Origin of the sequence: Pantoea sp. VS1 (assembly GCF_002207995.1) — a bacterium.
GTDB classification, from domain to species: domain Bacteria; phylum Pseudomonadota; class Gammaproteobacteria; order Enterobacterales; family Enterobacteriaceae; genus Pantoea; species Pantoea dispersa.
Genome location: NZ_NHZE01000040.1, coordinates 318388 through 327882, shown reverse-complemented (window position 1 = coordinate 327882; position 9495 = coordinate 318388). Strand labels below are relative to the sequence as shown.

Here is a 9495-nt window from a genome sequence, read left to right as displayed (position 1 = left end):
CAAATAACTCTTAAGTTACACCCTTCATTATTATATTTTTCGAAATATTTTTTAGGTAAGAGTCGCGATGGATTGTTTGCTATTGTATCAAACAATTTTAAGACCATTTGTTGCCCTTTGTATTCTAGAGTTTGTACCTCCGGCGTTTTGATAACGTTATTTACAACAAACTCTTTAAGGATATCAAGTTCTTCTCCAACAATCTTTGGAAATTCAGCCTGATAATCTAATAAGTTATGACTTAAAATGTCTTGTTTATTTACTTCAACATTAGTCACAAAGTAGTTTACTAGCTGGCTTATTGCTTTTTTTCTGGTTTTATTTTCACCAGAAAAAAGTAATTTGGTGTATTCATCTATTTTGTCTGACATCGGCGCTTTTCTTAATGAGTCCTTAAGTCTGGCAACAACCTCAGTAAGCCATTTTCTTTCGCTAACTAACCCAAGAGCGATAGCATCTTCTAAATCATGAACCCCATATGCAATATCATCAGCAATTTCCATTATGCTTGCATCAAAAGATTTATATAATGGTTTTTTGTGTTTTCCTTCAATAGGTTTTGAAGGTGACATGAAAGTTTTTCTGTCATTAGTGAATGGTTGAAGAATCCAATCAACGTGCTCCTTATCACAATCAAATATACATTTTGGAGGTTTATATGAATCTAAGTTTAAACCCTTCGAATCATTGTATATTTTTGCATTAACCACATCACTATAAAAACATGGATATTTTATTATACCAAGTAAAGTTCTTCTTGTAAGATTCAAACCATTTCCATCAGAATATTCACCTAATTTCGTACATATTCTTAACGTCTGTGCATTACCTTCAAAGCCCGCATTGTTTCTCATTGCATAATTCAATGCAACCTCACCACCGTGTCCAAATGGCGGGTGGCCAATATCATGTACTAAACCTATGGATTCAATTAAATTTTGATCAGGTATTAGACCAATAATTGTTTCGTTATCTTTATATTGAGATTTTAAAAATTCTGAAATCCCACCGGCTATTTGTGCGACTTCTAAAGAATGCGTTAAACGAGTCCTGTAAAAATCGCTTTCGCCCAACCCCAGTACCTGCGTTTTTCCTTGTAATCTGCGAAAAAATGCTGAGTGAATAATTCTTGCGCGATCTCTACCGTACTGATCTCGCTCAAAACCACTATCAATTGCTTTTTCAAAACGGTCAGTCCACATATATTTTCTCCTTATAAATTAGATCTTTTGATGCTTAACTAAATATAAAATTCTTTCCTCACAGAATTCAAGGCCTTTGACACAGCCTGACGTGTCATTGGCAAGTGATAATTTAATGCTAAAAATTTTCCGATATCAGATTGGTTAAACCCTTGCTTTTTCAATGAAAGTATTATTTTCTTCGTGTCGGAAAGCTTAGAATCCGTCATAAGCCGTGCAATATTTCTAAGTTCCCCTGTATCTACTGGGGTTAAATTTTGGCCTAGTGTCCACTCTAAAAAATAATAATCAACCAATTCATTACCGGAGTTAGCGTTAGCTTTGCTTGGTTTAGCACATTGCCGCCTTAGTCTTAATAGTTCTTTGTTGAATTGTTCAAGGGAACGTTTTCCTTGTCTGTAAAGGAGGTTCCACTGGCCATTGGTAAATCTGGGTCTATGGTTAGAGCAATATCGATCGCTAAAAACCAACTTTTCATGATAAGGGAATTCATTGTCTTTAGCAGCATATTCTGAAATTTCAGTAATAAATTTAGAGAATTCAGTCTAGTTACCGCAGAACTCGCAAAAACCGAGTTTACGTTGAGAATTTATAGTTACACCTTTTGCCGGTGATGATTTCTTTGGCCGTTTGGATGCGCACTCACTGACTAATTCAATAAGAGACTCAATTGTAGCAATAAAGCATTTATCGAGAGGATTTTGACTATCTGAAGTCAGAATAAATTGACGCAAAAGAAGTCTTTGTGCGCGTGCTACCACATTAAAACCCACATTTTTGATTATTTCACTAAATTCCACTCCTCCGCCAGAAATGTAGTCCTTATGGCTTAGTGGCAAAGAATTTTTATAAGCAGCTACTGCAGGGTCAATCACTTCCTGTATCAGGCGCAGTATGGGATACCGCCGTGAAAATGTGGAATACGGAGAGCTACGCTCTACAAATACATTAAATGCTGCTGCAACTGTGAGGTCACAGCCTTCCCAGGGGATGATTTTCATGTCAACCATTTTAGCCAATGAATAGGTTTTAGCAAGTGGTAATGCTTGGCATTGTATAGGCCTGATTGGAAACAGGAGGAAGGCAGATGCAAACAAAGGCACATAGCACGCTCATTAACAGAAAAACACTTCTGGAAATGATCCCATTGTCAGCCCGCACCATTTATAACCTTGAACAGCGAGGCGAGTTTCCTCGCCGTATAGCACTTACTAGCCGAAATGTAGCATGGCAGTTATCCGAAGTAGAACAGTGGATTGCGGATCGTAAATCAGCAATGTTTAAAGCGGCCAGACCTGGTGATGTTTTAGGTAGGTAACAGCAATGTCATTGAACATAATGGAAGCATTTGAAGCTAAGCCGCAACCAATTGATTACGTCTTGCCTAATTTGGCTATTGGTACTATCGGAGCGATTGTTTCTCCGGGAGGCGTTGGAAAGTCAATGCTGGCATTACAATTGGCTGTGCAGATTACTTGTGGTGTAGATCTTTTAAACTTTGGTGAATATCCGACTGGGTTGGTGGCATATTTATCTGTGGAGGACTCTGAAACCATCGTTCACCATCGTTTATATGCTTTGGGAAAATATCTAACAGCACGTCAGCAGCAGATTGTAGCCGATAAGCTACTGGTCGAACCTTTGGTAGGGAATTGTCCAAATATTTTCTTGCCGGATTGGAGCAACTTGATCAATGAAGTTTCAAAAGGTAGACGTTTAATAATTTTGGATACTCTTCGCCGTTTCCACCATGAGGATGAGAATAATAGCGCAGCAATGTCCAAAGTCATCGGAAAACTAGAAGGTATTGCTGCTGATACTGGATGTTCGATTATATTTCTACACCATTTAAACAAAGGCGCTGCCACGATGGGTGTTGGTGATATACAGCATGCAAGCAGGGGTAGTAGCGTCCTGGTTGATAATATACGGTGGCAATCTTATCTGGCGGGCATGACCGCCTTAGAAGCGAAGACGTATGGTATTTCTGATGATGTTCGAGGTCAATTTGTTAGATTTGGAATAAATAAAGTAAATTATGGAGAACGTGCGCCAGATTGTTGGTTACAGAGACATGAGGGGGGAGTATTAAGGATAACGCAACTCAAATCGAAGAATAAAAAACAAATAGCTAAAGAATGTATGTCTTCATGGAGTGGTGCAGAAAATGATAACTAGTAATAAAGTTACACCTACTAGTACTGCTTTGCAGGCTAAAGTCATTCTGTACCAACCAAGTCAACGTCCCTTGACGCTGAAGGGGCAGTGGATGGAGACTAGTTTTGGTCGTTGTCGAGTTACCGGAAGACTAGGACAACGTCATGCGGATATTGTGGAAACAATGCTCTATGTGGCCGAGAAACGTCGAGAAATTTCTGATGGAGGAATCGAGTTATTAGTAGATCCAGCGAAAGTACGCCGAACTCTATCCGATGCACAATACAGTTATGATCGAATTAAAAAACTACTCGTTGATCTACGAGTGGCGGCTGTTGAAATAGTAACACCAGATTTAGAAAAAAACGGTTATTGCATTCTAGGCGGTTTAATTGACCATGTCGTACCCTCACCAATGACCAGGCGTAATCCTCTAACTGGTGGTGAACGTAACCTATGGAAAGTACGCTTGGGTGTTGCACTGGTAATGTTGTTGAAGCGAGATTTGCATTTTCATCATGATCCTGGTCCTATTGCTCGTCTCCAGCATGGTATTAGTCAAGCAGTTGCACGTCATATATTAACACATAAGCACGATCCTAAAGGCGGCTGGCATATTGATACATTAATTTTAGCTGTCAGTGGTGAAGGTACTAATAATATGACATTACGTAACTATCGGAGGAGATTAAAAGAAGATAGCAAACAATTTCTAGCGATTGGCATTGAGATACAAAATTCTAGGATAAAACGAGCTACAACGGCCCGGTAGCGTGTCGTTACGGCCCGGCGATGTGCTGTAACGGCCCGCCAGTGTGCTACAGAGGCCTGATTTTTTAACTCCTTTGCAGGTTATTCAGGATCAATCAGTATATTCAGGCGTTGAAATCACCTGCCTGAGCAGGCGCTTTCAAATCTAGAATCGGCCAAAGGCCGATGGTTGTACGCCAGAAGAAGAGATTACTTACACGCTTGGCATATTAACACTTGAGGTAGATTTTATGACATATGAGGTACACCCTGGGCTTTATGCATAGGGAGGCAGATTTTAGCCGCTAAAATCTGCAATGCACATGCTCAGACAAGGTAAGTAAAAAAGTGTATGAGAAAATAAAAAACTTCTTACGATATATCGAAACATAAATACAGTGTGGACGTCCATTTATAACTACTAAAGGTCATTTTCAAAAGGGAGAAATATAGTTTCCTTGCAAAAAACACATTTGCTGCAGATCTTTACTCGAATAATCCTATATTAATACGCTAAGAAAACACATCCTGTACACTGAAATACACATTGTCTTGCACAGATATACAACGGCAATTGTAGGGCATGACATGTAAAGTAGGCCCACCGCTACGGTGTTCCAACTTTACCACTCCCTATTCGCCGCATCGCGGCTCAAGGGCGTCCTGCTCTGCGAGGCTACCAGGCTACCGCCTGTATGGAGAGCTATATGAAAGTTACTCAGACTAGAAAAAATAGTACGCCAATAAAAGTTTATTGTTTACCCGAAGAAAAAGTTCTCATCCAAGAAAATGCAGAAGCATCTGGATTAAGTGTTGCCTGTTTTGTTCGTAGAGTTGCAATGGGTTATCAGGTTGATTCTATCGTAGATATAAAACAGGTTAATGAACTTAGCCGAGTAAACGCTGATCTTGGAAGACTTGGAGGATTACTTAAATTATGGCTCGCAAATGATCCTCGAACAGTTGATTTTTCACCCACACTGATAAGAAGCTTGCTTGCGAAAATAGAATCAACTCGGCAAGAACTAAGGAACATTATGGATAAAATCTTGGATAAATAAATGTGTGGTTTCTTATATACCTGCGTCTGTTAACAGACAGAGTTTTAAAGATTACTAATCTGTTGAATAAGAGGTGAGAAAATGAATTTAATGTTCCGATTGGTTTCATCACAAATAGGGATTTTAGCCGCTAAAAAAGCTTTAATAGTTCCTTTCGTGGCGTCCGTCATGGCATTACCGGTGAAGGCCGGAATTCCCGTTATTGATGGCACCAATGTGGTTCAGACCACAATCAGCGCAGTTAACAACGTTCAGGCTGTGGCTAAACAAATCCAGCAGTACCAGACGCAGCTGCAGCAGTATGAAAACATGCTACAGAACACCGTAGCTCCTGCGGCCTATATCTGGGACTAGGCAAATTCAACAATTAATAAATTGTTGCAGGTGCAGGATACCCTTAATTACTACAAGAATCAGGCCGGGAGTCTCGATGCGTACCTGAAACGATATCAGGATGTTAACTACTACAGGACATCACCTTGCTTTAACAGCAATGTTAAATGTACCTCGTCTGAAATTAGCGCATTGCGTGAAGCTGAACAGAACAGTTCAGGGGCACGTAAAAAGGCCAATGACGCGCTATTTAAGGTAATTGACGAACAGCAGAACACCCTGCAGAGCGATGCTGATAACCTTGCAGATTTGCAAACTCAGGCAACCGGCTCACAAGGGCAAATGGAAGCTATTCAGGCCGCTACCCAGCTTGCCAGCGCGCAGACAAACCAGTTACTGCAAATCCGCTCGCTTCTGATAGCTCAACAAAACGCTGCGGCAACACTGGCACAGGCTCAGGCCGATAAAGAAGCCCAACAAATAGCTGCTGATGAGAACGTATTAGCTGAGCAGAACACACCAAGCCCGAAGCGAATTTGGTGAGGAACAACTGAATGAAAAATAAAATTATGATGGTTTTTATTACAATCATTTCAATCATTATATGTTCTTGCGAAAAAAAAGATAACGATTGCTCATCGATGCCGGATAATAAATTTGATGCACATAGATCCGATAAGTGTGCATTGCGTAGTAATAACAATCCAAGCCCTAAACGAGAATGGTAATCATGAAAATAGTAAGTTAGCTCACCTTTTTAGGTATCATAATTTTCTTTTCTATAAATGCCTATGCTGGTCAATTAGATAGTAGCGGACTACTTGATTCTTTATTAGATAAGTTTCAACAAGTAGCCAGTACATGGACAACAGTAATTGCTGACTATGCAAATTGGCTCTTCTGGGGGCTGGTATTAATAAGTATGGTTTGGACATTTGGTATGATGGCAATGCAAGGGGAAGGGTTGACAGGCGTACTTGCTGAAATAGTTCGCCTTTTTGCCGTCATTGGTTTTTTTTATTATCTTTTAATCAACGGCCCATCCATATCGCAATCCATAATTAATTCAATGAGGCAACTTGCAGCAAACGCTTTAGGAATAAGTACTGGTATTTCTCCCTCAAGCATAGTTGATATGGCGTTTGCGTTATTAACAAAGTCAGTTCAGCCGCATCAATTTGGTCGCCAATGATATCCACTATTATGATAACAGTCGCGATAATCGTTTTGGTAGTGATGTCCCTTATAGCGATAAATATGCTAATCATGTTGGTTTCTGCATGGGTGTTATGTTATGCAGGAGTTATATTGCTTGGATTTGGTGGTTCGAAATGGACCTCTGATATAGCAATTAATTACTTACGAACTGTTTTATCGATTGGCCTTCAATTATTCACGATGACATTAATTATTGGGATTGGACAATCATTTATAGATCAATACTTTTCTCTTATTAAAGATGATGTTCCTGATCTTAATAGTCTTATCGTTTTGCTTCTGGCGTCAATTATCCTGTTAGTATTAACGAATAAGCTACCACTGTTGTTATCAGGTGTTGTAGGAGGGGCTTCTTTACAAGGGATTGGTGGATTTGGGGCGGGTATGATTACTGGCGCTGCCGCTACTGCCATCAGCGGTGCTGGAGCAATGGCAATGGGGGGCACCAGCTCAAGTCAGCGGCGGAGCCTCTGCATTAAAGGCAGCGTTCGAGTCTGCGCAAGCTGCCATGGCCGAGGAATCTGGTTCAGGCGGTGGAGGCGGTTCCGGTGGAGGATTTGGCGGCGGGGAAGATACCGGTTCTGTAGATACTTCTGGAGGCCAACCCTCAGGCAGTTCCGGTGGTTCGTCAGCATGGAGCAGTTCAGTTAGCGCCAGCGGAGGAGGTCAGGGGTTTGCTTCATTCTCACGAGCTGGCCGCATGGCAAGCCATATGGGAAGCATCATGGCCAACGGAGCTGCTGAGTACCAGAAAATGAAGCGAAGTAGCGATTCTTCTCGTGTCCAACGGACTATTGGAGGGGAGTTGGCGACTCAGATACGTAAACAAACAGCTACTCGTCGGGATAACCGCGAACATGATGATTTTGTCGAAGATAGCTTATCCGGCAATGATAAATCTTGAATCAAGCGCGTCCGTTTATGGGGGAGCGCGAGCTGACGCTTTCAGTGAGCGAACTTTACTTCTGCAACTCAAAGGAAAAAATATGTCCAGAACTCCAGATTCACGGTTACGCCATGAGGGCTTTCGCAAAGCAGAGGCTTCCCTGAGACTTGAAGGAATGGACCCCAGTGGTACGCCTCTGTACGAGTCCGTTAAGGCGCGTATTATTTCAGGCGAGCTGACATATGAGCAGGGGCGTTCTGAGATTTTTACATACTACACAAAATCAGATACTGCCGGGCCTGTGACCGTGGGAGAAATGCTGACAGAGGAGTTTTTAAAACCGCTGAGCATGTCTCATGATGAACTGGCGGAAGCTATTGGTGTTTGCAAGCAGGATATTGAAGATATTATCTGTGGTTTGCGTTGTCTTACGGATGATGAGGCTCGCGTTCTTGCTGACATATTTGGTACTGATGAGGATTTTTGGAGCAATCTGCAGATGTTGCAAGATCGGAAGGAAGGACGGTAGAAATAATAACTCATATGCCGAGATATCCCAGCGCAGCGGGTGGTGAGAGTGCTGGAAAGGTACGTGTCGAACCGGGGGAACCACTTAAATAGAGGACACGCGTATTTCGGCTGACCCTGCGGGTTGCTCAGGTCTTCATTGATTCCATTTTCACCCTGATGGGCGTTCCGCTGCGCTGTCCGGAATAAGCTACTATTCCAGTTTTTCTCTTCTATCCTCATTTTATTCTAAGGCATCAGTTTTGACAAAAGCGTACTAGGTGATAAGTTTTTGGGAAATTACATGCAATGGGATAGACCACAGCGATGAAGTTTTAAGGTGGCAATAGAGATAATGAAAATCTTTATTGCCGGGATAGAACTATATCAACTCTAAATTTCTGAGTGAATCTTGTGGAAATATTTTACCCTCTGTACTCTTTTTGCTTATCGCGTAATTCACGATGCTTATCAAACTTTTTAAAAACAATAGGTTTGCCAATTTCCCTCAAATCAGCGCTCTCATTATCCTCAACAGCTTTTACGACTTCTTTAAATAATATACTTTCGGTGCTTAATGATGATTGATTAACCTGATAGGTATGATGTATTTCATTGTTATACCGTGTTATACCGATAATGGCTAATTCATTTGCGCCAATTTCCCTTGTTACAAGCTTGACAGAGTTATCATCAAATTCCATTTTGAATGTAAAGAGATGGTTTTTACCAGTTTTATAACAAGATAAGGCTACTATGAAATCACTTGCAAACCATTCCTTCTCAAATTTTTCATCAGTATTAAGGTAAAACTCAGTTATTATTTTCTCAATGCAATGTTTAACTAAGCTAACAAGAAATTCACTGCTTAACAGGTTATTGGCTGCCTCTCTGCAATCGATAAATACATCATCATCCCAGAGCGTGTTTTCAACTTCATTATTATCTTCACATCCCATGATTAGCTTGTAACCAGCCCCTTTTTGAGTGCCTGAGTGATAGTCATACTCCCCTTTGTCATAAGTATATTTTATTTGTCTTAAGTGGCCCTGTATAGAATTAATTATATGTTGAGATACTAAAGTGCTTCCGGCAAAAGCAATCATACAACGATGCCAGGACTCTGTTTCAAAATAGCGAACGATTTCCCCACTAGTATCAAAATCAGGAGCTCGTACAATAATTTCAAGCGGCATTATTTTTCTAAAGCTTGATGTCAATTTTACTGACATTCCTTGAGATTTAGTGGTTATGAGAGAGTCTCCACAAAAAACAATACTTCCATCTTTCTCGAAACCTGCAACAACTAATGTCATATTACCTCCTGATGTTCATGACTTTTCCACATTATATTTAGCAGGTTGATAATTCTAAGTAAATG

At 40.7% G+C, this 9495-nt stretch carries 9 protein-coding genes and 2 pseudogenes; 7 read left to right on the top strand and 4 right to left on the bottom strand.

Annotated features, from left to right (window positions below):
- From CBW22_RS15790 to CBW22_RS26760, 3 genes are all read right to left on the bottom strand, one after another.
- The coding region (locus CBW22_RS15790) for an anti-phage deoxyguanosine triphosphatase (protein ID WP_088517151.1) at nt 1–1202 on the bottom strand (1202 nt) is incomplete at its 3' end.
- 38 nt (nt 1203–1240) lie between these two features.
- Nucleotides 1241–1498, bottom strand: coding sequence for a hypothetical protein (locus tag CBW22_RS26765; protein WP_254919521.1), 258 nt, complete (start codon nt 1496–1498; stop codon nt 1241–1243).
- Between the two features lie 249 nt (nt 1499–1747).
- Nucleotides 1748–2305, bottom strand: a complete 558-nt coding sequence (locus CBW22_RS26760; RefSeq protein WP_254919520.1) for a hypothetical protein — start codon at nt 2303–2305, stop codon at nt 1748–1750.
- Between CBW22_RS26760 and CBW22_RS15780 the strand changes: the two genes are divergently transcribed.
- The 7 genes and pseudogenes from CBW22_RS15780 (at nt 2290) to CBW22_RS15750 (ending at nt 8136) form a co-directional block, all read left to right on the top strand.
- Nucleotides 2290–2520: a helix-turn-helix transcriptional regulator gene (locus CBW22_RS15780; RefSeq protein WP_088517145.1), complete on the top strand. Its 231-nt coding sequence runs from the start codon at nt 2290–2292 to the stop codon at nt 2518–2520. The genes CBW22_RS26760 and CBW22_RS15780 overlap by 16 nt on opposite strands.
- Nucleotides 2521–2525: 5 nt before the next feature.
- Complete coding sequence (locus tag CBW22_RS15775; protein WP_088517144.1) at nt 2526–3380, top strand: helicase RepA family protein; 855 nt, start codon at nt 2526–2528, stop codon at nt 3378–3380.
- A complete protein-coding gene (locus CBW22_RS15770; protein ID WP_088517143.1) occupies nt 3370–4131 on the top strand; it encodes an ABC transporter ATPase in 762 nt (253 codons plus the stop codon). Before CBW22_RS15775 ends, CBW22_RS15770 begins: the two co-directional genes overlap by 11 nt.
- Before the next feature lie 685 nt (nt 4132–4816).
- Nucleotides 4817–5170, top strand: coding sequence for a conjugal transfer transcriptional regulator TraJ (traJ, locus tag CBW22_RS15765; RefSeq protein WP_088517142.1), 354 nt, complete (start codon nt 4817–4819; stop codon nt 5168–5170).
- Nucleotides 5171–5251: 81 nt separating this feature from the next.
- Nucleotides 5252–6046 (top strand): annotated as a pseudogene (gene trbJ, locus CBW22_RS15760) (P-type conjugative transfer protein TrbJ).
- Between the two features lie 220 nt (nt 6047–6266).
- Nucleotides 6267–7625 (top strand): annotated as a pseudogene (trbL, locus tag CBW22_RS15755) (P-type conjugative transfer protein TrbL).
- Nucleotides 7579–8136 (top strand): HigA family addiction module antitoxin, encoded by a 558-nt coding sequence (locus CBW22_RS15750; RefSeq protein ID WP_254919519.1) that lies wholly within the window; start codon nt 7579–7581, stop codon nt 8134–8136. Before trbL ends, CBW22_RS15750 begins: the two are co-directional and overlap by 47 nt.
- Before the next feature lie 403 nt (nt 8137–8539).
- Here the strand turns inward: CBW22_RS15750 and CBW22_RS15745 are convergent, their stop codons facing one another.
- The gene (locus CBW22_RS15745; protein ID WP_088517141.1) at nt 8540–9430 is read right to left on the bottom strand and encodes a hypothetical protein; all 891 of its coding nucleotides are present in this window, start codon (nt 9428–9430) and stop codon (nt 8540–8542) included.
- Nucleotides 9431–9495 lie beyond the last annotated feature (65 nt).